The organism is Bradyrhizobium sp. C9 (assembly GCF_002532045.1).
Classification (GTDB): Bacteria; Pseudomonadota; Alphaproteobacteria; order Rhizobiales; family Xanthobacteraceae; genus Bradyrhizobium.
In genome coordinates, this window is record NZ_NWTG01000001.1 from 1,089,557 (window position 1) to 1,114,389 (window position 24,833).

The 24,833-nt window shown below is 66.8% G+C and carries 28 protein-coding genes and 1 riboswitch; of the genes, 16 read left to right on the forward strand and 12 right to left on the reverse strand.

From position 1 onward, the window contains the following. Positions 1 to 7: 7 nt before the first annotated feature. Genes CO675_RS04735 through cobU form a run of 4 tightly spaced genes read right to left on the reverse strand, consistent with a single transcriptional unit; the run spans position 8 to position 1,707 of the window. The gene (locus tag CO675_RS04735; protein ID WP_198964473.1) at positions 8 to 220 is read right to left on the reverse strand and encodes a CbtB domain-containing protein; all 213 of its coding nucleotides are present in this window, start codon (positions 218 to 220) and stop codon (positions 8 to 10) included. Continuing rightward, on the reverse strand, positions 217 to 561 hold the full coding sequence (locus tag CO675_RS04740; RefSeq protein ID WP_097670798.1) for a hypothetical protein: 345 nt from the start codon (positions 559 to 561) through the stop codon (positions 217 to 219). The genes CO675_RS04735 and CO675_RS04740 overlap by 4 nt, the downstream gene beginning before the upstream one ends. Continuing rightward, on the reverse strand, positions 539 to 1,207 hold the full coding sequence (gene bluB, locus CO675_RS04745; RefSeq protein ID WP_097670799.1) for a 5,6-dimethylbenzimidazole synthase: 669 nt from the start codon (positions 1,205 to 1,207) through the stop codon (positions 539 to 541). The genes CO675_RS04740 and bluB overlap by 23 nt, the downstream gene beginning before the upstream one ends. Further along, positions 1,204 to 1,707 carry a bifunctional adenosylcobinamide kinase/adenosylcobinamide-phosphate guanylyltransferase gene (gene cobU, locus CO675_RS04750; RefSeq protein ID WP_097670800.1) on the reverse strand — a complete coding sequence of 168 codons (504 nt, stop codon included), beginning with the start codon at positions 1,705 to 1,707 and terminating at the stop codon, positions 1,204 to 1,206. The genes bluB and cobU overlap by 4 nt, the downstream gene beginning before the upstream one ends. 167 nt (positions 1,708 to 1,874) lie before the next feature. Here cobU and cbiB point away from each other — a divergent pair, with 167 nt between their 5' ends. Both cbiB and cobD read left to right on the forward strand, forming a co-directional pair. Further along, positions 1,875 to 2,798 carry an adenosylcobinamide-phosphate synthase CbiB gene (cbiB, locus tag CO675_RS04755; RefSeq protein ID WP_097670801.1) on the forward strand — a complete coding sequence of 308 codons (924 nt, stop codon included), beginning with the start codon at positions 1,875 to 1,877 and terminating at the stop codon, positions 2,796 to 2,798. A gap of 11 nt (positions 2,799 to 2,809) precedes the next feature. After that, positions 2,810 to 3,778, forward strand: a complete 969-nt coding sequence (cobD, locus tag CO675_RS04760; RefSeq protein ID WP_198964474.1) for a threonine-phosphate decarboxylase CobD — start codon at positions 2,810 to 2,812, stop codon at positions 3,776 to 3,778. A 265-nt stretch (positions 3,779 to 4,043) separates the two neighbouring features. On the opposite strand, the gene CO675_RS04765 is transcribed toward cobD, so the two are convergent. Further along, positions 4,044 to 5,492 (reverse strand): cobyric acid synthase, encoded by a 1,449-nt coding sequence (locus CO675_RS04765; RefSeq protein ID WP_097670803.1) that lies wholly within the window; start codon positions 5,490 to 5,492, stop codon positions 4,044 to 4,046. 14 nt (positions 5,493 to 5,506) lie between these two features. Further along, positions 5,507 to 6,160 (reverse strand): cob(I)yrinic acid a,c-diamide adenosyltransferase, encoded by a 654-nt coding sequence (gene cobO / locus CO675_RS04770; protein ID WP_097670804.1) that lies wholly within the window; start codon positions 6,158 to 6,160, stop codon positions 5,507 to 5,509. A gap of 36 nt (positions 6,161 to 6,196) precedes the next feature. After that, a riboswitch (cobalamin riboswitch) is annotated at positions 6,197 to 6,412 on the forward strand. Positions 6,413 to 6,505: 93 nt separating this feature from the next. Between cobO and CO675_RS04775 the strand changes: the two genes are divergently transcribed. Genes CO675_RS04775 through cobJ form a run of 7 tightly spaced genes read left to right on the forward strand, consistent with a single transcriptional unit; the run spans position 6,506 to position 14,413 of the window. Beyond that, positions 6,506 to 6,880, forward strand: a complete 375-nt coding sequence (locus CO675_RS04775) for a DUF1636 family protein (protein WP_097670805.1) — start codon at positions 6,506 to 6,508, stop codon at positions 6,878 to 6,880. Further along, complete coding sequence (gene cobW, locus CO675_RS04780) at positions 6,877 to 7,911, forward strand: cobalamin biosynthesis protein CobW (protein ID WP_097670806.1); 1,035 nt, start codon at positions 6,877 to 6,879, stop codon at positions 7,909 to 7,911. Before CO675_RS04775 ends, cobW begins: the two co-directional genes overlap by 4 nt. Then, positions 7,911 to 11,159, forward strand: coding sequence for a cobaltochelatase subunit CobN (gene cobN, locus CO675_RS04785; protein WP_097670807.1), 3,249 nt, complete (start codon positions 7,911 to 7,913; stop codon positions 11,157 to 11,159). The genes cobW and cobN overlap by 1 nt, the downstream gene beginning before the upstream one ends. After that, positions 11,156 to 12,319 carry a precorrin-3B synthase gene (gene cobG, locus CO675_RS04790; RefSeq protein WP_097670808.1) on the forward strand — a complete coding sequence of 388 codons (1,164 nt, stop codon included), beginning with the start codon at positions 11,156 to 11,158 and terminating at the stop codon, positions 12,317 to 12,319. Before cobN ends, cobG begins: the two co-directional genes overlap by 4 nt. Then, entirely contained in the window at positions 12,319 to 12,948 is a 630-nt protein-coding gene (locus CO675_RS04795; RefSeq protein WP_097670809.1) for a precorrin-8X methylmutase, read from the forward strand. Before cobG ends, CO675_RS04795 begins: the two co-directional genes overlap by 1 nt. Before the next feature lie 2 nt (positions 12,949 to 12,950). After that, entirely contained in the window at positions 12,951 to 13,682 is a 732-nt protein-coding gene (locus CO675_RS04800) for a precorrin-2 C(20)-methyltransferase (RefSeq protein ID WP_097670810.1), read from the forward strand. After that, positions 13,679 to 14,413 carry a precorrin-3B C(17)-methyltransferase gene (gene cobJ / locus CO675_RS04805; protein ID WP_097670811.1) on the forward strand — a complete coding sequence of 245 codons (735 nt, stop codon included), beginning with the start codon at positions 13,679 to 13,681 and terminating at the stop codon, positions 14,411 to 14,413. The genes CO675_RS04800 and cobJ overlap by 4 nt, the downstream gene beginning before the upstream one ends. Here cobJ and CO675_RS04810 read toward each other — a convergent pair. Continuing rightward, entirely contained in the window at positions 14,389 to 15,138 is a 750-nt protein-coding gene (locus CO675_RS04810) for a cobalt-precorrin-6A reductase (protein WP_097670812.1), read from the reverse strand. The two genes, cobJ and CO675_RS04810, sit on opposite strands and share 25 nt — an antisense overlap. On the opposite strand from CO675_RS04810, the gene cbiE reads away from it, so the two are divergent. Genes cbiE through cobF form a run of 6 tightly spaced genes read left to right on the forward strand, consistent with a single transcriptional unit; the run spans position 15,137 to position 20,266 of the window. After that, a complete protein-coding gene (gene cbiE, locus CO675_RS04815) occupies positions 15,137 to 16,318 on the forward strand; it encodes a precorrin-6y C5,15-methyltransferase (decarboxylating) subunit CbiE (RefSeq protein ID WP_097670813.1) in 1,182 nt (393 codons plus the stop codon). The two genes, CO675_RS04810 and cbiE, sit on opposite strands and share 2 nt — an antisense overlap. Continuing rightward, positions 16,315 to 16,683, forward strand: a complete 369-nt coding sequence (locus CO675_RS04820; RefSeq protein ID WP_198964475.1) for a cobalamin biosynthesis protein — start codon at positions 16,315 to 16,317, stop codon at positions 16,681 to 16,683. Before cbiE ends, CO675_RS04820 begins: the two co-directional genes overlap by 4 nt. Then, positions 16,680 to 17,477 carry a precorrin-4 C(11)-methyltransferase gene (gene cobM / locus CO675_RS04825; protein ID WP_097670815.1) on the forward strand — a complete coding sequence of 266 codons (798 nt, stop codon included), beginning with the start codon at positions 16,680 to 16,682 and terminating at the stop codon, positions 17,475 to 17,477. Before CO675_RS04820 ends, cobM begins: the two co-directional genes overlap by 4 nt. Further along, positions 17,474 to 18,784, forward strand: coding sequence for a cobyrinic acid a,c-diamide synthase CobB (locus tag CO675_RS04830; protein ID WP_097670816.1), 1,311 nt, complete (start codon positions 17,474 to 17,476; stop codon positions 18,782 to 18,784). The genes cobM and CO675_RS04830 overlap by 4 nt, the downstream gene beginning before the upstream one ends. Continuing rightward, the gene (gene cobA / locus CO675_RS04835) at positions 18,781 to 19,509 is read left to right on the forward strand and encodes a uroporphyrinogen-III C-methyltransferase (RefSeq protein WP_097670817.1); all 729 of its coding nucleotides are present in this window, start codon (positions 18,781 to 18,783) and stop codon (positions 19,507 to 19,509) included. The genes CO675_RS04830 and cobA overlap by 4 nt, the downstream gene beginning before the upstream one ends. A gap of 7 nt (positions 19,510 to 19,516) precedes the next feature. Continuing rightward, a complete protein-coding gene (cobF, locus tag CO675_RS04840; RefSeq protein WP_097670936.1) occupies positions 19,517 to 20,266 on the forward strand; it encodes a precorrin-6A synthase (deacetylating) in 750 nt (249 codons plus the stop codon). A gap of 37 nt (positions 20,267 to 20,303) precedes the next feature. Here cobF and CO675_RS04845 read toward each other — a convergent pair whose 3' ends face one another. From CO675_RS04845 to CO675_RS04855, 3 genes are all read right to left on the reverse strand, one after another. After that, entirely contained in the window at positions 20,304 to 20,498 is a 195-nt protein-coding gene (locus CO675_RS04845) for a hypothetical protein (RefSeq protein ID WP_097670937.1), read from the reverse strand. A 343-nt stretch (positions 20,499 to 20,841) separates the two neighbouring features. Next, positions 20,842 to 21,348, reverse strand: coding sequence for a YkgB family protein (locus CO675_RS04850; RefSeq protein WP_097670938.1), 507 nt, complete (start codon positions 21,346 to 21,348; stop codon positions 20,842 to 20,844). Positions 21,349 to 21,384: 36 nt separating this feature from the next. Next, a complete protein-coding gene (locus CO675_RS04855) occupies positions 21,385 to 21,921 on the reverse strand; it encodes a carboxymuconolactone decarboxylase family protein (protein WP_097670818.1) in 537 nt (178 codons plus the stop codon). 130 nt (positions 21,922 to 22,051) lie between these two features. Here CO675_RS04855 and CO675_RS04860 point away from each other — a divergent pair, with 130 nt between their 5' ends. After that, positions 22,052 to 23,047 carry an AraC family transcriptional regulator gene (locus CO675_RS04860; protein WP_097670819.1) on the forward strand — a complete coding sequence of 332 codons (996 nt, stop codon included), beginning with the start codon at positions 22,052 to 22,054 and terminating at the stop codon, positions 23,045 to 23,047. 54 nt (positions 23,048 to 23,101) lie between these two features. On the opposite strand, the gene CO675_RS04865 is transcribed toward CO675_RS04860, so the two are convergent. Together CO675_RS04865 and CO675_RS04870 are read right to left on the reverse strand one after the other, a co-directional pair. Next, complete coding sequence (locus tag CO675_RS04865) at positions 23,102 to 23,776, reverse strand: peroxiredoxin-like family protein (protein WP_097670820.1); 675 nt, start codon at positions 23,774 to 23,776, stop codon at positions 23,102 to 23,104. Between the two features lie 162 nt (positions 23,777 to 23,938). Further along, positions 23,939 to 24,817 (reverse strand): LysR family transcriptional regulator, encoded by an 879-nt coding sequence (locus CO675_RS04870; protein WP_097670939.1) that lies wholly within the window; start codon positions 24,815 to 24,817, stop codon positions 23,939 to 23,941. Positions 24,818 to 24,833: the final 16 nt, after the last annotated feature.

Consider the following 24,833-nt stretch of genomic DNA (forward strand, 5'->3'; position numbering starts at 1 on the left):
GAGGGGATCAGTGGCAGGGGAACGCGTTGGAATGGCGCACGTCGTGCGCGGCATTGTGGATCACGTCGATGTGCGAGAAGCCGACCACGCCAACGATGAACAGGCCGAGCGTCATCGCCATCAGGGACTGGGCAAGCCGTCCGACCTGCCGGGCGGCGACCGGCAGATGCGTCACTTCAGCTTGCGCGACCTGGGCTTGCGCGGACTGGGACTGGCTCATGGTTGTTCTCCACATTCGATTTGGTCGGCTTCTAGCAGCTTTCGAGCGATGTCGCGACTGGTAAGATGCAGATTTGTTCCAACAGGGATGCGCTTGCGCAGGATCTTGGCACTTGCTGCGGCCCTGAACGCGTCTTCGAACCGTACGAAATAACCGATGCAGCCTTCCGGCGTCGGGTCGGCGCCGAGTAACGTCCGAAACGCGCCCCGATGCACTGCGCAGATGGCGTTGTGCTCCCGGAGCGGAAAAACGAGCGAGGCGATGTCGGCACGCCAGTGGGCAGCGCCGTTCTCGGCGTCGCTGCCGGTCGGGGATTGCTCAGCGCCGGATGGTGAATTCATCCGGACCTCGCCGCGATTCCCACTTGGCTTGCTCGAGCTCCGGGCGGTCGCATTCCACCTGGGGGTAGCCGATGCAGAGGTAGCCGATGAATTTCCACGTATCGGGTATCTCGAGGATCTCTTGAACGCGGCCTGGATTGAGGATCGAGACCCAACCGAGCCCGATGCCTTCCGCACGCGCGGCGAGCCACATCGCGCAGATCGCGGCGACCACCGAATATTCTGTCGTCTCCGGCATCGTCGCGCGCCCGAGACCCGAGCCGATCTGGTCGCTCTTCTCGGCGAACACGGCGAGATGGCCGGGCGCCTCTTCGAGGCCGGATAGTTTCAATGCGGCATATTTTGCTGCACGCTCGCCGGAATAGGATCGCAGCGCGTCGGCGTTACAGGTCTTGAAGTCCTCGATGACAGCGCGGCGCCGCGCCGCATCGTCGACAATGACGAACCGCCAAGGCTGGCTCAACCCGACCGAAGGCGACAGGCAGGCGATCTCGATCAGCCGCTCGATCGTACCGTCAGGCAGTGGATCGGTCCGGAAACGGCGCACGTCGCGCCGCCACACGAACAGTTCGTGCAGTTGGCGGCGAAACGCATCGTCGAATGCGACCGTCGCGGGGCCTTTGCCGGGATCGATCGTGTTGCTCATTTCAGCTTCATCGGCAGGCCCGCAACGACGAACTCGACCTCGTCCGCCGCGCCGGCAATGCTCTGGTTCATGAGACCTGCGGCGTCGCGGAAGCTCCGCGCCAGCGCGTTATCGGGCACGATGCCGAGGCCAACCTCGTTGGTGACCATGATGACCGGGCTGCGCTGGCGCGACAACGCGTCCGCCAGCCGCGCGACTTCTCGCGACCAGTCGCGCTCCGCATGCAGCAGGTTGGACAGCCACAACGTCAGGCAATCGACCAGCCTTGCGCCGCCCCCGTCGGTCTCGGCCAGCGCGTCGACGAGGTCGAGCGGCACCTCGCGTTCGATCCAGTCGCTGCCGCGGCGTGCGCGATGCTTGGCGATACGCTCATCCATCTCCGCGTCGAGCGCCTCGGCGGTCGCGACATAGACCGGCTGACCTGGAAAGCTGCGCGCGCGCAATTCGGCGCGGCGGCTTTTTCCGGACCGGGCTCCGCCGGTGATCAGAATGACGGCCATATGGTCTCCCGTTGCGAACCGGTATCCGCTTCGCCTCGAAAACGCTCTAACCACCAATCGCGGCAAAACACAAAGCCGAAATCCGCCGCGGAGGGCTTGCACTCGGCCGGCGTCTTGCGCATCAGGGGGATCGCGGTGAGGAGAGGTGCGTGGGTTTTGCGGGAGCGATGGCGGTGGCGATGGCTGTGGACGCCTTGATCGGCTGGCCGACTTGGCTGTTTGCCCGCATCGGCCATCCCGTGACCTGGCTCGGCCGGCTGATCCATCTCGTCGATACTGCCTGGAACCGGGCCGCCGATCCGCCGGCGTTTCGGCGCATCGCAGGTGTCGCGGCCGCCATCCTGGTGATCGCGCTGGCGACGGCGCTCGGTTGGGCCGTGCAGTCTCTGCTCCCATCCGGATGGGTTCGCGTCGTCCTGGTCGGTGTGCTGGCCTGGCCGCTGGTTGCCTTGCGCTCACTGCATGATCATGTCGCGGCGGTGGCTCATCCGCTTGCGTCCTGTGATATCGCGGCTGCGCGTGCGGCGGTCGCACAGATCGTCGGCCGTGATCCGGCAACGCTCGACGACGCCGGCATCGCGCGTGCGACCATCGAGAGCCTTGCCGAGAATGCCTCCGACGGCATCGTGGCGCCGGTGTTCTGGGGCGCGCTGTTCGGCCTGCCGGGAATCCTCGGCTACAAGGCGATCAATACGCTGGACTCGATGATCGGCCATCGCACCGAGCGGCACGAGGCCTTCGGCTGGGCCGCCGCCCGGATCGACGATCTCGCCAATCTGATTCCGGCGCGGCTGAGCGGCCTCTTGTTCGTGCTGCTTGCCCCGCATCGTTCGCAGGCCTGGTCGTGCATGCTGCGCGATGCGCGGCGCCATCGCTCGCCGAACGCCGGATGGCCGGAAGCGGCGATGGCGGGCGCGCTCGGCGTGCGGCTCAGCGGGCCCCGCATCTATCATGGTCACATTGCCGATGAGCCCTGGCTCAACGACGGCGCGCGCGATCCGGCTGCCGCTGATATCCTCACCGGGCTGAAACTCTATCGTTACGCCATGATGCTGCTGGCCGCGGCGTTCGTGGCCCTGGCGCTGGCGTGAAGGAGCGGCGCATGCGTGAGCACGGCGGGAATCTCGATGTCGCCCAGCAGCGCTTCGGCGGCGCCGCGGACGACTGGATCGATCTGTCGACCGGGATCAATCGGGTGCCGTATCCTGACGCGGATGTCGAGCCGCGGCAGTGGCGCGCGTTGCCGTCGCGATCCGAGATCGAGTCGCTGCACAACGCCGCACGGCAGGCCTACCGAACCGAAGCGCCGATCGTGGCGATGGGCGGTGCGCAGGCCGCCATTCAGTTGCTGCCGCATCTGGTGCCGCGCGGGCGAGCGCGGATTCTCGCGCCGACCTACAATGAGTACGCCGGGATGTTGTCGGCCGCCGGTTGGGACGTCGATGAGGTGTCCGAGCTCGGCGCGCTTGCGGGAGCTGATCTTGCCGTCGTGGTCAATCCGAACAATCCGGATGGTCGACAACATGATCGGGACGAATTGCTTGCGCTGTTGCCACGCGTTGGCCGGCTCGTGATTGACGAGAGTTTTGCGGACGCCGTACCCGGCATCTCGCTTGCGCCAGAAGCAGGGCAGCCAGGCCTCCTGATCCTGCGCTCGTTCGGAAAGTTCTACGGACTTGCCGGCTTGCGGCTCGGCTTCGCCATCGGCAGCGAGCCGGATATCGCAGTGCTTGCGGCAATGGCAGGACCATGGGCGGTCTCGGGTCCGGCGATTGCGATCGGGCGGCGCGCCTTGCTCGATCGCGGCTGGGCAATTGCGACGATCGGGCGGCTGGCGGACGACTGTGCCAGGCTCGATACGGCGGCGCACTCGCTGGGCTGGACGCTGCTCGGCGGCACGCCGTTGTTCCGTCTCTATGAGACCGGCAACGCGCTGGCTGCGCAGGAGAGACTTGCGCGTGGGCTGATCTGGTCGCGGGTCTTCCGCCAGAAGCCGGGATGGCTGCGTCTCGGCTTGCCCGGCGACGGGACCGAATGGTCGCGCCTTTCCGCCGTGCTGTCTTCGGTCTAGCGGCGAACGCGGCGTCACCTCACCCCGCGTACGGTCACTTGCGGGGCAGTCGCTCGCCAAAATATCGAAAACAACCCCATGCACAGTAGCCGGCAAAGGCCGGCATTCGACCGGGCGACTTGAGGCAACTCACGGATATTCTTCCAAGATTCCGAAATCAGGCGCACGTACGCCTGCCCGAAAGCGAGCTTCGCTCGTCTCGATCCCTCTGAAGACGGGAGAGGGAGCACAGCGCCGTCGCTATTCGAGCTGATTTCATTCAGCGCTAGCGCGCCAGCGCGAGCAGGCCCCCGACATCGAGATGGGTCTCGATGTGCTCGGCAAGCGCATCGAGCGCGCTCTCGACCCTGGCGCCGTACGGCTGATCCGCCGCGGGGATATCGAGCTGCGCAAGGAACGCCTTGCGAAATTCGTCCGAGGTGAACAGGCCGTGCAGATAGCTGCCGTGAACGCGCCCGTCACGCGACATGGCGCCTTCCGGCGAGCCGTCGAGCATTGAGAAAGGCCGCGCGCGATCCGGGCCGTCGGTGCGCCCGATGTGGATTTCGTAGGCGCTGATCGGCTGATGGGTCGCAGCATGCACCGCACTGACGCGGGTCAGCGTCTTCTGTTCGGTCATGACGGTCGTGACATCGAGCAGCCCGAGCCCGCGCGTTTCGCCGGCGAGACCTTCGATCCCGTCGGGATCGGCGACGCTTCGCCCAAGCATCTGGTATCCGCCGCACAGGCCGAGGATGTGGCCGCCGCGGCGATGATGCGCCAGCAGGTCGATGTCCCAGCCTTGCGCGCGCAGGAAAGCGAGATCGCCGCGGGTCGATTTCGAGCCGGGCAGGATGACGAGGCGCGCGTCGCCCGGAATGGCTTCGCCCGGCCGCACCATCACGAGATCGACACTAGGCTCGAGCTTCAGCGGATCGAGATCGTCGAAATTGGCGATCCGCGACAGCGCCAGAAACGCGATCTTGCACTGGCCGGGCTTGCGCGCCTCGCCGAGCCCGAGCGCGTCTTCGGCCGGCAGCTCGCCGGCGCGAGCAAACCAGGGCAGCACGCCAAAACCGCGCCACGCGGTCCGGGCTTCGATGAGGCGGTAGCCGTCGTCGAACAGCGTCGGATCGCCGCGGAACTTGTTGATGACAAAACCCTGGATCATCGCGGCATCCTCGGGGTCGATCACTGTCTTGATGCCGACGAGCTGCGCGATCACGCCGCCACGGTCGATGTCGCCGACCAACACCACGGGCACGTCGGCCCTGCGTGCAAAGCCCATATTGGCGATATCGGACTTGCGCAGATTGACCTCGGCCGGGCTGCCGGCGCCTTCGACCAGCACCAGGTCGGCGCGCTGCTTCAGGCGTCCAAAACTCTCCAGCACCGCGCCCATCAGCGATGGTTTCATGGTGGCATATTCGCGCGCGCGGGCGGTCGCGATCCGCTTGCCGTGCACGATGACCTGCGCGCCGACATCGGTTTCCGGTTTCAGCAGCACCGGGTTCATGTCGGTGTGCGGCTCGACGCCGGCGGCGAGCGCCTGCAAGGCCTGCGCGCGTCCGATCTCACCGCCATCGATGGTTACGGCGGCATTATTGGACATGTTCTGCGGCTTGAAGGGCAGCACGCGCACCCCACGTCGTCGCGCGGCACGCGCGAGGCCGGCGACGATGAGCGATTTGCCCACGTCCGAGCCGGCTCCCTGGATCATCAATGCGCGCGCCATGATCGACTATCGCATCAAAACTCAACGCCCGGCTGGGCCTTGATGCCGGAGCGGAAGGGGTGCTTCACCAATGTCATCTCGGTGACGAGGTCGGCAATCTCGATCAATTCGTCCTTGGCGTTGCGCCCGGTGAGCACGACATGTGTCATCGGCGGCTTCGAATTGGTCAGGAAGTCGACGACATCGGCGATCGCCAGATAGTCGTAGCGAAGTGCGATGTTGATCTCGTCGAGCACGACCATGCGCAGGCTCGGATCCGCGATCAGCTGCTTGGCCTTTTCCCAGCCGGCCTGCGCTGCCGCGATGTCGCGGGCGCGATCCTGCGTCTCCCAGGTAAAACCTTCGCCCATGGCGTGGAACTGACAGAGGTCGCCGAAATGCCCGGTGAGCAGGCGGCGCTCGCCGGTATCCCAGGCGCCCTTGATGAATTGCACCACGGCGCAGGGAAAGCCGTGCGCCACGCAGCGCACGATCATGCCGAAGGCGGAGGAGGATTTTCCTTTGCCGGCGCCGGTATGAACGATGATCAGGCCCTTTTCACCGCTCTTGGTCGCCATGATCTTGTCGCGGGCGACCTTCTTTTTCGCCATCTTGGCCGCATGGCGCGCATCCAATGAAGGGTCGGTGCCGACGGCGCCGTCCTCAGCGTCGTTTCCATCAGAAATCATCACGTTCCTTCGGCTTGACAAGTGCGAGGCTAGGCCGAATGGTGACCCCGCGTTGGTTCCTGTCCTACGACAGGCGAAGAGGGAATGCGATAGGGCTCGGACCGCAAGGTTTGCCCAAAGCGCAGCCGCCCCCGCGACCGTGACCGGAGAGATGCCCAAGCCACTGATTCCCTGATGGAGTCGGGAAGGTGGGCATCAAGGGAGAAATCCTGCTCCGCAAGCCGGGAGACCTGCCGACGCAGTGTGTTTGAGACCGGCGGACGGGGTGTTCCGCGACGGGGAACGAGCCTGTTCACGTCAGGTTCGTGTGCCTCATCGCTTCCCGCAGTCAATCCAGGAAGGGCGATGAGCGTTACACTTCATGTCTGTATCACCTGTCGCGCGGGCCAGACGCTCGCGGAAGGTGAGATCGCGCCCGGTGCGCGCCTGCATGCCGCGCTTGTCGAGGCCGGCGTGCCCGCTCACGTCAACCTGGTTCCCGTCGAATGCCTGTCGGCTTGCAGCCAGGGCTGCTCGGTCGCACTCAGCGCGCCGGGGCGGTGGTCTTATGTCTACGGCCGCCTGTCCGAAGCGAATGCCAAGGATGTGATCGCCGGCGCTACCGCCTATGCCGCCGCGGCCGACGGCATCGTGCCGTGGCGCAGCCGCCCCGAAATCTTTCGCAAGCAGTCGCTTGCCCGTATTCCACCTCTTCCCGTCGTGCCGGAGGCTGCAGAATGACCACGCTCGCCAAGATTCCGGTCACCGTCGTGACCGGCTTTCTCGGGTCCGGCAAGACGACGCTGATCCAGCATCTGATCCGCAATGCCAACGGCAAGAAGCTCGCGGTGCTGGTGAACGAATTCGGCAGCGAAGGCGTCGACGGCGACATCCTGAAGTCGTGCGCCGACGCCAATTGTCCGACCGAGAACATCGTCGAGCTCGCCAATGGCTGCATCTGCTGCACCGTTGCCGACGATTTCATCCCGGCGATGGAGCAGCTGCTCGCGCGCCCGGTGAAGCCCGATCACATCGTGATCGAGACATCGGGCCTCGCGCTGCCGAAGCCGCTGCTGAAGGCGTTCGACTGGCCCGAGATCCGCTCGCGGATCACGGTCGATGGCGTGGTCGCGCTGGCCGATGCGGAGGCCGTTGCCGCCGGCCGCTTTGCGCCTGATGTGGCCGCGGTGGATGCGCAGCGCGCGGCCGATGAGAACCTTGATCACGAGACGCCGCTGTCGGAAGTGTTCGAGGACCAGATCGCCTGTGCTGACATTGTGCTGCTGACCAAGGCCGATCTCGCCGGAGCGGAGGGGATCAAAGCGGCCAAAGAGGTGATTGCGGCGGAAATGCCGCGCGAGGTGCCGATGTTGCCCATCGTCGACGGCGCGATCGATGCCCGCGTGATCCTCGGTCTTGAAGCGGCGGCAGAGGATGACCTCGCGTCGCGGCCATCGCATCACGACGGCGAAGAGGAACACGAGCACGACGATTTCAATTCCGTGGTGATCGATCTTCCGGAGATCGTTGATGTCGATGCGCTGGTCGCCTCGATCAAGGCGCTGGCGCGCGAGCAGAACGTGCTGCGCGCGAAGGGCTACATCGCGGTTGAAGGCAAGCCGATGCGGCTATTGGTGCAATCGGTCGGCGAGCGGGTGAGGCATCAGTTCGACATGCCCTGGGGCGTGCGGACGAGACAGTCGAAGCTCGTCGTGATCGGCGAGCACGGCGATATCGATGAAGCCGCGATCAGGGCGCGACTAGGTGTCTGATGCACGTCGTCTTCCGCGAGAGCCGCGGCCTTGAGGAGACCGCGACACCAAGGGACCTCGGCCAGGATCCGGCCGATCTCGTGGTGTTGTCGTTTTCCGACAGCGATCTCGCCGCGTTCGCGGCCGGCTGGCGGCGGGGCCGCGCCGCGCTGCCGTCACTACGGCTCGCCAATCTCGCCGAGCTGCGCCATCCGCTGTCGGTCGATACCTATATCGAGCGGACATTGTCGCACGCGCGCGGCATCCTGGTGCGTCTGATCGGCGGCGAACCCTATTGGTCGTACGGGCTGGCCGCGGTGCATCGGCTGGCGAAGGAGCGCGGCATCGCTCTGGTCGTGTTGCCGGCAGACGGCCGCGACGATTTGCGGCTGGATGAATTCTCGACCTTGCCGGTCTCGACGCTGCGCCGCCTGAAGGTGCTGTGCGACAAGGGCGGTCCGGTGGCCGCACAGGCGGTGATCGCGCAACTGGCGCTGGCGTCCGGACTTTATGCCGGGCCGGTCGTCGGTGAGATCGATCTTCCCGAGATCGGCGTCTACGATTCGCGTCGCGGCCCCGTCGCGGCGCTGCCGGCATCGAATGGCCGGCCGCGAGTGCTGGTGACCTTCTATCGCTCGTATCTCGCGGCCGGCGACACCGCGCCGGTCGATGCACTGATCGATGCGTTGCGCGACAAGGGATTCGATGCCCAGGGCGTGTTCGTCACCTCGCTGAAGGCGGCGGGCGTGGCCGACTGGCTGCGCGCTCAGTTCGCGCAGTGCCCGCCGGCGGCTATCGTCAATCTGACCGCGTTCTCCGCGGCCGGTGGCGACGGCACGACGCCATTCGATGCTGCATCGTGTCCGGTGTTCCAGGTCGCTCTGTCGACGGCGCGGCGCGAGGACTGGACCTCGTCGCTCCGCGGCCTGTCGCCCGGCGATCTCGCGATGCATGTGGTGCTGCCGGAGGTTGACGGTCGCCTGTTCGCGGGTGTCGTGAGTTTCAAGCAACCGGGCGAGCTTGATCCCGATCTGCAATTCGCGCATCTTGCGCACCGGCCGGATGCCGAGCGCGTCGCGGCGATCGTCGCACGCGTCGCGGCCTGGCATCGGCTTGCCGGCAGGCCGGCGCAGGACAAGCAGCTCGCGCTCGTGCTCTCGAATTATCCGGGACGTCCGCACCAGATCGCGCATGCCGTTGGGCTCGATGCGCTCGCCTCGGTGGAGGTGTTGCTGGCCGATCTTGCCGCCGCCGATTTCGACGTTGAGCCGGTGACTTCACCGGGCGATGTCCTCTTGCGACAGAAATTGACCTGGAGCATCGGCGAATATCGCGCAGCACTTTCCGGCCTTCCGCAGCAGCTCCAGGACGATCTTGCGCGCGCATGGGGCGCGCCGGAGGATGATCCCGATTGCCGCGACGGCGCATTTCATTTCGCGGCGATCCGGAGCGGCAAGTCGATCATCGCGGTTCAGCCCGAACGCGGCGAGCTCGGTCAGCGCGATGCCGACTATCACGATCTCTCGCGCACGCCGCGCCATGCCTATGTTGCGTTCCATCTGTGGCTCAGGCAGCAGGGCATCGATGCCGTCGTCCACATGGGCGCGCATGGCACCCTGGAGTGGCTGCCCGGCAAGTCGGTTGCGCTGTCATCCGCGTGCTGGCCGGAAGCGCTGACCGGCGATCTGCCTGTGGTCTATCCCTTCATCGTCAACGATCCCGGCGAGGCCGCGCAGGCCAAGCGCCGGATCGGTGCCGTGACGATCGGCCATCTGCCGCCGCCGCTGGCGCCGGCCGCGATGCCGGAGGGCTTGCGCAATCTCGAACGTTTGCTCGATGAGTATTCGACCGCGGACGGTCTCGATCCGGCGCGGCGGCAGCGCCTGATTGCCGCGATCCGCGAGGAAGCGCGCATCGCCGGGCTGGAGGACGATCTCGGTCTCGCCGCGTCAGTCTCCGCGGCCGAGGCGATTCCGCAGATCGATCGCTTCGTCTGCGATCTCAAGGAAAGCCAGTTCGGCGACGGGCTGCATGTGTTCGGGCAGGGCGCTTGCGGCGAAGCGGAGAAGGCGGCGTTGCGCGATGCGCTCGCCGGCCGGCGCGTTGCGCCGGGGCCGTCGGGCTCGCCCTATCGCGGCCGCAGCGACGTGCTGCCGACCGGACGCAATCTGTTCGCGGTCGATCCGCGCGCGGTGCCGACGCCGTCCGCGCATGCGCAAGGCGTGAAGCTCGCCGAGGAGCTGCTACGCCGTCACTTGCAGGATCACGGCGACTGGCCGAAAGGGCTCGTCGTCGATCTCTGGGGCTCGTCGACGATGCGCACCGCCGGCGAAGATTTTGCGATGGCGCTGCATCTCGCCGGCATCGCGCCGCGCTGGGATCATGGATCGGGCCGGGTGTCGGGCTACGACATCATCGCGCCGGCAGAGCTCGGCCGGCCGCGCATCGACGTGACGCTGCGGGTGTCGGGGTTGTTCCGCGATGTCTTCTCGGGCCTTGCCCAGTTGTTCGAAGCGGCGACCGAGGCGTTGTCCGAGCGCAGCGAGGAGGGCGATGAAAATCCCTACCGGCAGCGCATATCGCGCGTGTTCGGGCCTCGCCCAGGACACTACGGCGCCGGCATTGCGGCGGTGCCTGATGTCTTCACGGCGGAGGCGCGCGAGGCGGCCGGCGAAGCCTGGCTGTCGGCATCGTCCTGGGCCATTGCATCCGATGGCGAGATCAGACCCGACCGCGCCGGCATCGAGGCGAGGCTCGCTGCTGCCGACAGCTTCGTCCATACCCAGGATTTGCCGGAGACCGATCTGCTGCTGGCGGCGGACTATGCCGCGCATGAGGCCGGTATCGCTGCGGCGGCGCGGCGGCTAGGTGCAAAAGTCCCGTCGCTCTATCACCTCGATGCGACACGGCCGGATCAGCCGCATGCCCGCTCGTTGACCGAGGAAATCTCGCGGGTGGTGCGGGTGCGCGCGGCCAATCCTGCCTGGATCGCCGGCATGATGCGCCATGGCTTCCGCGGCGCCGCCGAGATCGCGGCGACGCTGGAGCATATGGCGGCGTTCGCGCATCTTGCCGGCGCGGTGCCGCCGCATCTGTTCGACCTCTATTACGACGCGACGCTCGGCAATGACGACGTTCGCGCTTTCATGGCGCGCGAGAACGCGGCAGCGCTGGCTGCGATCGAAACCTGCTTCACCCGATTGCATGAAGCGTCGCTCTGGCAGACCCGGCGCAACTCGATTGCGGCCGCGCTGCAGGAGGCTTCATGAGCGCCATCGCGATCAAGGGCTGGTGTCCCGGCGCGCTGCGGCCGATGCAGTCGGGCGACGGCCTCGTGGTGCGCATCCGCCCGCGCGGTGGACGGCTAGAGGCGAGGCAGGCCACGGGAATCGCCGAGCTGGCGGCAAGATACGGCAACGGCCTGATGGATCTGACCAGCCGCGCCAATCTCCAGATCCGCGGCGTCAGCGATGAGGGTTATCCGCTCCTGATCGATGGGCTCGCCGAACTCGGCTTGCTGGACGCCGATTCGGATACCGAGGCGCAGCGCAACATTCTGGTGACGCCGTTCTGGACGCCCGATGACGACACGCGGTCGCTCGCGGCCGAGCTCGAACGGGCGCTCGCCGGCGCGTCGCCCGATCTTCCGACCAAGTTCGGCTTCGCGATCGATGACGGCAGCAAGCGTGTGCTCGCTGGCGCATCGGCGGATATCAGGATCGAGCGCGATCGCAACGGCGGACTGCTGGTGCGTGCCGACGGCGCACAATTCGGGCTTGCCGTCGCGCGGAGCGAGGCCGTGCCGGTCGCGCTGGCGCTGGTCGAATGGTTCGTCGCCTCCGGCGGAGCCAGGGGTGAGAAACGGCGGATGGCAGCTCATCTGGCCGGCGGTGCGAGCTTGCCGCAGTCGCTTCGCGGCGACGCCGAGCCCGTCGCTCGATCGACAGATCCTGTGCCCGGCCTCCATCGGACTGGAGCGCTGGTTGGCGTAGCCTTCGGACAATTGACGCAGCAGACGCTCGGCCATCTCGCCGGCTGCGCGCAGGCTCTCCGCATGACGCCGTGGCGGATGGTGCTGGTTGAGGGGTTGCATGAGATGCCCCGTGGGGCGGATCTCGTCACTGATCCCAACGATCCGGCGCTCCGCGTGATCGCTTGCAGCGGCGCGCCGCGCTGTGGTGAGGCGCATGCCGACACGCGTGCATTGGCATCGGCGCTTGCATCGTTTGTCCCGGCCGATGCCCGGCTTCACGTGTCGGGCTGCGCCAAGGGCTGTGCCCAGTCCGGTTCGGCTGACGTCACTCTGGTTGCGTCAGGCGAGGGCTTTGACCTGATCCGTCGCGGCACCACGCGGGATGTGCCGGTCCTGCGCGGGCTGACCCGTTCGGACCTCCTCGCAAATCCCGCCGCGCTAATGGGAGGCCATTGATGCCGCACGTCTATGAGACCGATGGTGCGGCGATCTATCGTCAGTCCTTTGCGACGATCCGGTCGGAGGCCGATCTCGCCCGGTTTACGCCCGACGAGGAACCGGTGGTCGTGCGCATGATTCATGCCGCGGGCATGGTGGGCCTGGAAGAACATGTCCGCTTCACGCCGGGTATGGCCGCAAGCGCACGGGTAGCCTTGCAGAACGGCGCGCCGATCCTCTGCGATGCGCGCATGGTGTCGGAGGGCATCACGCGCGCACGGCTGCCGGCCGGCAACGCCGTCATCTGCACGCTCGGTGATGTCAAGGTTCCCGAACTCGCGCAATCGATGCACAACACGCGCTCCGCGGCGGCGCTCGAGCTGTGGCGGCCGCATCTGGCCGGGGCCATCGTCGCGATCGGCAACGCGCCGACCGCGCTGTTCCATCTGCTCAACATGCTGGAGGACCCCGACTGTCCGCGACCGGCGGCGATCATCGGCTGCCCGGTCGGCTTTGTCGGAGCCGCCGAGTCCAAGGCGGCGCTGATGGCCGCGCCGCCGGTGCCGGCATTGACGGTCGAGGGGCGTCTCGGTGGTTCGGCGATCACGGTCGCCGCCGTCAACGCGCTGGCGAGCCGGAGCGAATAGCGATGGGACGCATCATCTGCTGCGGTCTCGGCCCAGGCGATCCCGACCTGATGAGCGTACGCGCCGACCGGACGGTGCGCGCGGCGCAGCATGTCGCCTATTTTCGCAAGAAGGGGCAGCTGGGGCAGGCACGCCGCATCGTTGAAGGCATGCTCGCCGCCGGCGTCAGCGAATATCCGATGGAATATCCGGTCACGACGGAGATCGCGTTCGACAGTCCGGACTATGCGCGGCTGCTCGCCGGGTTCTACGACGAATGGACCGAGCGCCTGGCGCGGCTTGCGCGCGCCGTCGACATCGTCGTGCTGTGCGAAGGCGACCCCTATTTCTACGGCTCGTTCATGCACCTGCATGCGCGCCTGCAGGGACGCGTCGAGATCGAGGTGGTCGCCGGCATTCCCGGCATGGTCGGTTGCTGGAATGCGGTCGGCCGGCCGATCGCGCTTGCTGACGATGTCACGACCGTTCTGATGGGCACGCTGCCGGAGGCCGAACTGGCGCAGCGGATGCACAGCTCCGACGCGCTGGTCGTCATGAAGACCGGCCGCAATCTGCCGAAGATCCGCCGCGCGCTCGCGTCTGCGGGCCGCCTCGACGATGCGTGGCTCGTCGAACGCGGCACCATGCCCGATCAGCGGGTCGCGCGGCTCGCCGATCTCGGCGAGGCCGACGCTCCGTATTTTGCGATCGTGCTGGTGCACGGGCGGGGGCAGCGCAGGGAGGTCGCGCAATGACCGGCACGCTGACCATTGCGGGACTGGGGCCGGGCGACGAGGCGCTGATCACCCCGGAGGTCTCAGCTGCGCTTGCGATGGCGACCGACATCGTCGGCTATGCGCCCTATGTGACCCGCGTGCAGCCGCGCGACGGCCTCACGCTGCATCCCTCGGACAATCGCGTGGAGCTGCAGCGCGCCGGTGAAGCGTTGCGGCTGGCGTCGGAGGGACGGCATGTCGTTGTGGTGTCCTCAGGCGATCCGGGTGTGTTTGCGATGGCGTCTGCCGTGTTCGAGGCGTTGGAGAACGCGCCGCAATGGCACGACCTGCCGATCCGCGTTCTGCCCGGCGTGACCGCGATGCTGGCAGCGGCGGCGAGCGCCGGCGCGCCGCTCGGTCATGATTTCTGCGCGATCAACCTGTCTGACAATCTCAAGCCATGGCCTCTGATCGAGCAGCGCCTGCGGCTCGCAGCCGAGGCCGATTTCGCGATTGCGATGTACAATCCGCGCTCGGCCAGCCGGCCGGAAGGCTTTGCGCGGACGCTCGAGATCTTGAAGGAGGCAGGTTGCGGCGAGCGCATCGTGATTTTCGCCCGCGCCGTCTGTACCCCTGAGCAGCGCATCGAGACCGTCGAACTGCGCGACGCCAAGCCCGAGATGGCCGATATGCGCACGCTTGTGATCGTCTGCAATTCGACGACGCGGCGGGTCGGCCGCTGGGTCTATGCGCCGAGGCAGGTCCGATGACCCAGCCATGCCATCACCTCGCGCACGCTTTCGGCCCGCGGCCGCTCGGGCAGCAGCGGCCGCGTGATCATGATGACAGGAAGGCCGAGCGCGCGGGCGGCGTCGATCTTGGCGCGCGCGCCACTTCCGCCGGAATTGCGGGCGACGATCCATTCGATGGAGCGCGCACGCATCATCTCGAGCTCGCCATCGAGCGTGAATGGGCCGCGCGAGACGATGATTTCGGCATCGGGCAGGGGCAGCGCTTGCCCGGGCGGGTCGACGAACCGCAACGTATAGGCATGCTGCGGCCGGCTGCCGAAGGGTGCGATATGCTGGCGGCCGATCGCGAGGAACACGCGGGCGGGGCTGTCCGGCAACGCCGCGACCGCGGAGCTAACGTCCGCGACCTCGATCCAGCGATCGCCGGATGTTTTGTCCCAGGGCGCACGTTCGAGCGCGAGCAGCGGCGTTGCGGTTTGCGCGCAGGCGGCGATCGCGTTGCGGCTCATCTCGGCCGCGAAGGGATGTGTCGCATCGATCACATGCGTGATGCCTTCGCGACGCAGGTAGTCGGCAAGACCGCTGACGCCGCCGAAGCCGCCGATCCGCGTCGGCAGCGGTTGTTCGGCAGGCGCTGCGGTGCGCCCGCCGTAGGAATAGACCGCGTCGATGCTCGCGCGCGCGATGGTCGCGGCAAGCGAACTGGCGTCGGCCGTTCCGCCCAGGATCAGGGCGCGCATCATGGGTAATCCGTGGTTGACCATCATCGGTATCGGCGAAGATGGCCTTGCCGGCCTCTCCGACGCAAGCCGAAAGGCGCTTGGTGAAGCTGAAACGGTGTTCGGCGGCGAACGGCATCTCGCGCTGGCCGGGATCACCGACCGCGGCTGCGCCTGGCCGGTGCCGTTCGATGCGGACATTGTGCTCGAATGCCGGGGGCGACCGACTGTTGTTCTCGCCTCGGGCGATCCGTTCTGGCATGGCGTCGGCGGAAGCCTTGTCGGGAAGCTGCAGGTCGGCGAGTGGATCGCGCATTCCGCGCCGTCGACATTCTCGCTGGCCGCCGCGCGTCTGGGCTGGCGGCTCGAGAATGTCGCCTGTCTCGGCCTCCATGCCGCTCCGTTCGAACGGCTGCTACCGCATCTGTCGCGCGGTGCACGGATCGTCTGTCTGGTACGCGATGGCAGCGCGGCGTCCGATCTCACGCAATGGCTCACGGATCACGGCTGGGGTCCGTCGGCGGTGTGGACGCTTTCGGCGCTGGGCGGACCGCGTGAATCCATCACGCAGCATCGCGCCGACAGCTATGCCGGCGATTCCAGCGACAGCCTGGTCGCGGTTGCGCTGGAGGCAGCGGGAGTGCAGGGGATCGCGCGCAGCTCAGGTCTTCCCGACACGCTCTTCGTGCATGACGGACAACTGACGAAGCGGCCGGTCCGCGCGCTAGCGCTGTCGGCGCTTGCGCCGCGGCCCGGCGAGCGGCTGTGGGACGTCGGCGCCGGCTCGGGCTCGATCTCGATTGAATGGGCGCTCTGCGGCGGGACGGCGATTGCGGTCGAGGCCCGCGGCGAACGGGCCGCCAACATCCGCAGCAATGGGGCGAGCTTCGGTTTGACGCATCGGATGACGGTCATCGAAGGAAAGGCGCCCGGCATTCTGTCGGACCTCGAAGCGCCCGATGCCGTGTTCATCGGTGGCGGCCTCGATGCCGATATGTTCGATGCGATCTGGTTGCGCATCGCGCCGGGAACGCGGCTGGTCGCGCATGCGGTGACCCTGGAGACCGAGGCGCTGCTTGCCGATCTGCATCGGCGCCACGGTGGCGAATTGATGCGCGTGGAGATCGCGCAGGCCGAGCCGTTGGGCCGGTACCGCTCCTGGAAGGCGGCGCGGCCGATCGTGCAATGGAGCGCGGTCCGATGAAGGTCGCGGGTCTGGGATTCAGGAACAATGCCAGTGTCGCGTCCTTGCGCGAAGCGCTCGACGCCGCCGGCGGGCCCAACGGCCTTGCGGCGGTTGCGACGGTGAGCGACAAGGCCGATGCTGTGGCGTTGCAGGCGCTGGCGCAGGAACTCGGATTGCCGATCCGGGGCATTCCCGCCGCGATGTTGGCCGAGATAGAAACCGCGACACAGTCCGAACTCATCAACGCCAGGTTCGGAACGGGATCGGTTGCCGAAGCCGCCGCGGTGGCGGCCGCTGGGCGCGGCGCACGCCTGATTTCAGCGAGGGCCGTGTCGCAGGATCGGATGGCCACTGCGGCGATTGCAGAAGGAGACGGCGAATGACGGTGCATTTCATCGGCGCAGGGCCGGGCGCCGCCGATCTCCTGACCTTGCGCGGCCGCGATCTCATCGCCTCTTGCCCGGTCTGTCTTTACGCCGGATCGTTGGTCCCCGAGGGCGTGTTGGCGCATTGCCCGAAGGATGCGCGCATCGTCAACACGGCATCGATGTCGCTCGACGAGATCATCGCCGAGCTCGCCGCGGCGCATGCCGAAGGCAAGGACGTCGCGCGGCTGCATTCGGGCGATCTCTCGATCTGGTCGGCAATGGGCGAGCAACTGCGCCGGTTGCGCGCGTTGCAGATTCCCTATTCGGTCACGCCCGGCGTGCCGGCCTTCGCGGCAGCTGCGGCGGCCCTGGAGGCCGAGCTGACGCTGCCCGGTCTTGCGCAATCGGTGGTGCTGACGCGCACCCCGGGCAGGGCGAGCGCGATGCCTGATGGCGAGACGCTGGCGGCGTTTGCCGCGACCGGCGCGGTGCTTGCGATCCATCTGTCGATCCATCTGCTCGACAAGGTCGTCGCCGAGCTCATGCCGCATTATGGCGCTGACTGTCCGGTGGCGATCGTCTGGCGCGCGAGCTGGCCGGAGCAGCGCATCATGCGCGCCACGCTTGCGACGCTCGACGCCGCGGTCGGCCCCGAGCTCGAACGCACTGCGCTCATCCTGGTCGGCAAGACGCTCGGCGCCGGCGAATTCGCCGAGAGTCGCCTTTATGCGGCCGACTACGACCGCCGTTACCGGCCGGTCGGCGCAGAACCGCGCTTTCCGGGATCGTCGCCAGGATCATCGCAATGACCGCGGGGCTCGTGATCTCGGCGCCGGCATCGGGCGTCGGCAAGACGACGCTGACCCTGGCGCTAGCGCGCGCCTATCGCAATCGCGGGCTGAAGGTGCAGTGCCTCAAGAGTGGGCCTGACTATATCGATCCCGCCTTTCACGCCGTCGCAACAGGACGCCCATCCGTCAACATCGATAGCTGGGCGATGGCGCGCGAGGCGATCGCGCATCTGGCTGGCCGCGGTGCAGACGCCGATCTCGTGCTGGCCGAAGGCTCGATGGGTCTGTTTGACGGCGTTGCAACCCGCGGCGTCTCGGGTACCGGCGCCACCGCCGATATTGCCGAGATGATGGGATGGCCGGTGCTGCTGGTGATCGACCCCTCCGGCCAGGCGCAGACGGCGGCGGCAGTTGCGGCCGGATTGCGCGATTTTCGCCCCGGCGTGCGACTTGCCGGTGTCGTTCTCAACCGTGTCGCCAGTGCGCGGCACGGAGCGCTGGTTCGCAGTGCCATGGCGGGGGCGGGCATTCCGGTGTTGGGGGCGCTGCCCCGCCACGCCGAGATCGCCTTGCCGAAGCGTCATCTCGGCCTGGTGCAGGCTGAAGAGCAGGTTCAGATCGATGGTCTGATCGACGAGGCCGCACGCTTCGTTGCCGAGCATGTCGACCTTGATGCCGTGCTGAAATCGGCGCGCGACTGGTCGCCGCAATCGGCCGTGCGCAGCCTCGACATCACGCCGCCCGGCCAGCGCATCGCGCTCGCGCGCGACGCTGCATTCTCCTTCGTCTACCCGCATATGCTGGAAGCCTGGCGCGCGGCCGGCGCCGAGATCGTGACGTTCTCACCGCTCGCCGACGAAGGCCCCGACGCGAACGCCGATGTGTGCTGGTTGCCCGGCGGCTATCCCGAGCTGCATGCCGCACGGCTTGCTTCCAACATGCGGTTTCTGGGCCAGTTGCGCGCCTTTGCCGAGGCGAAGCCGGTGCATGGCGAGTGCGGCGGCTACATGGTGCTGGGCACCGCGTTGACCGATGCCGAAGGCGTGCGCCACGCGATGGCGGGATTGCTCGGCCTTGAGACCAGCTATGCCAAGCGGCGCATGCATCTGGGCTACCGGCTCGCCGAGCTTGCCGCTGCGATGCCCGGACACGGGCCAGGGGCACGCTTGCGCGGCCACGAGTTTCACTACTCGACGATCATCGCGCAGCCGGACACGCCGCTCGCGGTGGTGCGCGATGCGACCGGGGCGATCGTGGCGGAGACCGGATCGCGGCGCGGCAACGCAACGGGTACATTCTTTCATCTGATTGCGGAGGACCGGTGAGCGGATTCGTCTCCTTCGTTTCGGCCGGCCCCGGCGATCCCGAGCTCCTGACCATGAAAGGGGCCGCGCGGCTGCGCGCGGCCGACGTGGTTCTCTATGATGACCTCGCCTCGGGCGCGATCCTCGATCTCGCGCGCTCCGGCGCCAATCTCGTCGCGGTCGGCAAGCGCGCCGGCCGCCTCTCGGCGAAGCAGCATCATGTCAGCCGGCTGCTGGTCGACTACGCGGCGGCGGGCGTGCGCGTGGTGCGGCTGAAATCCGGTGACGCCGGCATCTTTGGACGGCTCGAGGAGGAGATCGAGGCGTTGCGCGCGGCCGGTATCGGCTACGAGATCATTCCCGGCGTGACCTCGGCCTCGGTCGCGGCAGCGCAAGCCGGCATTCCGTTGACGCGACGGCTGACCTCGCGCCGGGTTCAGTTCGTGACCGGCGCCGATGTCACCGGCGAGTTGCCGGCGGATTTGAATTGGGCGGCGCTGGCCGATCCCGAGGCCACCACCGTCGTCTATATGGGCCGGCGCACCTTTCCGGCGTTGGCCGCGAAGCTGATCGCGCATGGCCTTTCCCCCGACACGCCTGCGCTGCTCGCGGAGTCGCTCGGCCACACCGACGAGCGGCTTATCCGCACCACAATCGCAGAGCTCGCCGAACGGCTGACGCAGGCAGGCGCTGCTACCGCGGCTGCCGTCATTCTGTTCGGTGCGCTGGCACCGGAGCAAGGTTGATGCGGCCATGCTGACGCTGTCCCTGATCGGTATCGGTTGCGGCGATCCGCGGCAGCTCACGCTTGCAGCGATGGCCGCCATCAATGCCGCCGACCTGATCCTGATCCCGCGCAAGGGGACCGCGAAGTCGGATCTCGCGGACTTGCGCCGAACGATCTGCGCAGAAGCGTTGGACAACGACAGCACGCGCATTGCCGAGTTCGACCTGCCGGGGCGTGACGCCGGTGAGGAGGACTATCGCAAGGGCGTCGACGATTGGCACGATGCGGTCGCCGCAACCTGGTCACGGGAGATCGCGCGCCATCTCGGCGGCGGGGGGCGCGTCGCCCTGCTGATCTGGGGCGATCCCTCGCTCTATGATTCAAGCCTGCGGATCGCGCAACGGCTCGATCCGTTGCCGTCGATCGAGGTGATCCCGGGCATCACGTCGATCCAGGCGCTGTGCGCGGCGCATGCGTTGCCGCTCAACGAGATCGGCGAGCCGTTCCTGGTCACGACGGGCCGGCGGCTCCGCGAGAGCGGCTGGCCGCCCGGCGTCGACACCATCGTCGTGATGCTCGATGGCGGTGCGGCATTCCAGACGCTGGATCCGGAGGGCTTAGAGATCTGGTGGGGCGCCTATCTCGGTATGCCCGATCAGATCCTCATGGCGGGCGAACTGGCCGAGGTCAGCCCTCGCATTGTCGTCGCGCGCCGGGATGCGCGTGAGCGGCACGGCTGGATTATGGACAGCTATGTCCTCAAGCGGCGATCGTGAGCGCGGCATTGCGTCGGGAGTCCACGCCGCAGGGCGGCTATCCGGTCTTCAGCCCGCGAATCGAGGGTTGGATCGTCAGGCGGTAGGCCACGAGCTTGTCGCCACCGAACTGCTCGAGGGTCGTCTCGCAGACCGGGCAGCGATACTCGCCCTTGCTTCCCGATCCGGACGACAGCTCAAGGCGCCGGAATCCAGCCCCGCAGCGCGGACACGTGACGTCGTCCTTCTTCATCAACCCACCCCAGAACAACACCGGCGGTATTTTGTAACCTAGACCGCACGGCAGAACTATGGTCATGGCCGGGAGAGCGACCGATCATTCCTGCATGGCAATGCCGACGCGATCCAGCTTGAACATTCCGCACCGCTAACCCGATCCCGCAGGAACGGACCGGCAACTGCAACGCATTCCGCAAACTCGGCAATAGTTTATGGCGTAACGCCGAAGCACGATCTGACCTTGCCTGCACCGCAACAATGGCGGCGATGTCGCAACGCCCGCGGTTTCCCCGATCAACGCACGGTCGCCGGCGAGCGCGAGGTTCGCCGGCGATCCATCGCCATCAGCGGGCCACCTATTGCCGCGTCAGGCGAACCACGTCCTGCCTCAGCAGGTAGAGCGAGACGGCGAGCAGGACGACGTCCTTCATCAGGAAGGGCACGTTGCCGGTCATTGCAGGGAAGCCACCGGCGGCAACGTCCCAACCATCAGGCATGAACGGGATGATGGTGACGGTGGCGATGAAGGTGCCGGTGGAGCCGAGGGCGCCGAGCACGCCGAGGCGCTTGTCCCAGAACCCTGCCAGCAGCAGCGAGCCGAATGTCCACTCCGATGCGCCGAGGAAGTAGCTGGCGCCGGCATGGCCGAACGCCGGATAGAGCCACCAGATCAGCGGCCCGTTGCTGATGAACGGGACCAGCCGTTCGAATTCGTACGGAAACCATTTCTGGTAGCCGAAGAACAGGAACATGATCACCATCGCGGCGCGGACGACGTGATAGTCGAGATCATCCGCGAGCAGGCCGGACCGGTAGAGCGCGTGGACAAACGGATTCCGTGTGGTGTTGGTAAGCGTGGTCATGGTCGTGATCCCTTCGTGTGACATCGTTCGGTCGCTCTAGGCGACCGCGGGGAAGTCGATGTCGGTGTCGTTGATGCGGTTGAAGACGTTGGTGAACACGATGGTCGCAAACGCCAGGCTGATCTCGACCAGCTGCGCGTCGCTGTAGCCGGCGGCCTTGATCGCGGCGAAGTCCTCGGCGCTGACGGTGCCGCTCGACCGTGCGAGCTTGCGGACGAAGCCGATCAGCACATCGGACTTGGCATCACCGGTCGGCGCGCCGTCGCGGATCTGCTTCAGCGCGTCTGCCTTTACACCGGCGAGCTTGGCGAGATGGGAATGCGCGGCGACACAGTAGTCGCAGCCGCCGGCGGCGCTGACCACCAGCTTGATGATCTCCCGATCGCGCTTGGAAAGGCTGCCGCTGGCAAGCACCGCATCGGCCGCGAGCATCGACTTGAGCGCGGCCGGACCATGGGCGGCGATTGCCGCGTAGGCGTTCGGGACGCTGCCGGCCGTCTTCTTGATCTGGGCGTAGATCTGGCCCGACGGGCCGGTATCGGTTTCGAGATTGGGAACTGAGAGACGGGACATGGTGGCACTCCTTGTTTGGGGTGGTGAACGATTGCGGAGTGACGATAGGATCGCGGTCTGAGACATTGAATGTTCATATTGCTCGATTATATGCTCAATCGTCTCAATGAGCTGCCTCGGGGGATTGGCCATGGATTGGCTCAGCCGGCTATTCGAGATGATGCCGGTGCGTGGGCGGCTCGACCTGCGTTGCAGCTACAGCGTGCCCTGGCGCATCGACCAGGGGCCGGGCGCAACCAACGAGATCCCCTATCATGCGGTGCTTGCCGGCTCGGCCATCCTGGACGATCCCGCAGGCGGCCGGCCGTTGCTGCTGAAGACCGGCGACATTCTTCTGCTGCCCGGCAACCCGCGACACGTGATGCATGACGGCAGCGGCGCGACACCGCTGCCGGCGCGCAACCGGGCGGCACAGAATTTCACCATCAGCGAGAACCTGGGTTCGGACGAGCGGCTTGATTTGCTGTGCGGACACTTCGCGATTGCACCGCCGCACGACCGTCTGTTGCGCACCTATCTTCCGCCGCGTCTTGTCGTGCATGCCGGCCCGCGGATGGGAAAGGGCACGGCCGCACGGCTCGCCGGCCTCGTGTCCCTGATGCGCAGCGAAACGGCCGACGATCATCTCGGCGGCCGTGCCATGCTGGACGCGCTGTCCACGGCGATGTTTGCGCTGGTGCTGCGGCTTGCGAGCGAGACCGACGACAGGTCACACGGTCTGCTTGCACTGGTCGGCGATCCCCGCCTTGCGCCGGCGGTGGCGGCCATGTTCAACCAGCCCGCGCGCGCCTGGTCGCTGCCGGAGCTTGCGCGTCTCTGCAACATGTCGCGCGCCACGCTGGCACGGCAGTTCCAGGACAAGCTCGGGCGATCGCCCAGCGATCTGCTCACCGATATCAGGATGACGCTTGCGGCGAACGAGTTGAAGAGATCGTCGCTTTCGACCGGCGCCGTCGCGGAGATGGTCGGCTACCAGTCCGAGGCCGCATTTCAGCGCGCGTTCAAGAGCCATATGGGCGTGACACCGGCGCAGTGGCGAAAGGTGCAGCACTCCGGAGAGGATGTGTTGGCCGCACCGAGCACACCGGCAGATCCGAATGGGAGTTCGCCGGCGGCGCACGAATGACCTGCAAGAGAAAAGCGGCCGATGGGCGATCGCCACCGGCCGCACTGCGCGCTGTCATGCCTTCACGGCGGCTGCCTGCCGGAGAACTGCGATCATGTCCTCGGGCTCCGGGCGGCGGGTATAGTCGGGGTTCACTTCCGAGTAGAGGATCACGCCGTCCTGTCCGATGACGTAGCGGGCCGGCATCGGCAACGTCCAGCTCGGATCGTCGTTGAAGGTCGGCAGATCGTTCTTCAGCTGCTTGTAGAGCTCGACCAGATAGTCGGGCAGATGGAAGCGCAGTCCGAACGCGTCGCCGATCTGCCCCTTTGCGTCGGACAGGATCGGGAACGAGAGCTTGTTCTGTCGCACCGACTTCCGGCTGTTCGGCGCGGTCTGCGGCGAGATCGCGACCAGCGACGCGCCGTATTTGTCGAATTCCGGCTTGGCGGCTTCCAGCGCCTGCAGCTCCATGTTGCAATACGGGCACCAGACGCCGCGGTAGAAGCTGAGCACCAGCGGACCGCGTGTCAACAGGTCGGCCGAGTTGACGATAGTGCCGTCGGGATCCCGGAGCGAGAAGGCAGGGGCGACATCGCCCGCCTTCTTGGCGCGCTGGGCGGCACCGGATGCGATCAGCTCCGCGGTGGCGCGGTGCATGATCTCGATGACGGCTGGCGGAACGTTGTAGGGCGGCTTTCCGGCTTCGAAATCGGCCTTGAAAGCGTCGAGCTTGGCTTGCAGCGACATGGCGGTTCTCCTTGGCTTCCGCGTGGTGGACGGCAGCGCCGTCCGTTTGTTGAAATCACACGCAGGAAGCTAAAGCAGATAGCCGCGCAGGGTAGCGCTGCCGTCGGACTAGCGCTTATTCCCCATCGGAATAAGCGCGAACCGCTTCAACCGGATGGCGCGTCATGCATTGAAGCTGCGCTCGAAGAAGTTGACGAATGCGCGGGCCTTGGCAGTCGCGGCGCGCCCGGTCGGAAGCACGGCCCAGAGATCGAGCGCGGGCAGGCTCCACTCCGGCAGGACCGCGCGCACGACTCCCGCCTGGAGTTCGGGGGTGAACATCCATTCCGAGGCGATCGCGAGCCCGGCATCGGCGAGCACCGCAGCGCGCACACCTTCGGCGGCGCTCACCCGCAATCGACTCCGCACCGTGACGGCGAGTTCAGTGCTCTCGCGCTGAAACGACCACACGCTGCCCTCGCGGAGATAGACGACGGCCTGGTGCCGGCTCAGTTCGCTCGGCGTGGCCGGCGTGCCGGCGCGGTCGAAATAGGCCGGCGTGCCCAGCACGAGGCGCTTGCATCTCCCGACGCGGCGTGCGGTCAGCGTCGAATCCGTCATCTTGCCCATCCGGAGCGCGACGTCGATGCCTTCCTGCACGAGATCGATCTGGCGGTCGTCGAGCACGACTTCGAGCTCCAGCTCCGGGTGCTGCGCAAGAAACTTCGGCAGCATCGGAATGAGATGGATGCGGGCAAAGGTGACCGCGGCGCAGATCCGCAATCGTCCCTTGAGCCCGGCTCCGGCGCCGCGCGCCGCGATCTCGGCCTCGGCCGCCTCTTCAAGCGCGCGCCTGGCGCGCTCGAGGTAGCCGAGCCCCGCTTCGGTCGGGGTGAGGCCATGGGTCGAACGCGTGAGCAACTTGACCCCGAGAAACTCCTCGAGCTGCGCGACCGATTTCGAGACCGCCGGCTGGCCGACCCGGAGCTGCCGCGCCGCTCCGGAGAACGAGCCGGTCTCGACCACCCGCACGAACGTCTCCATCGCCGCCAGACGATCCATGGCCATTCTCCACAGG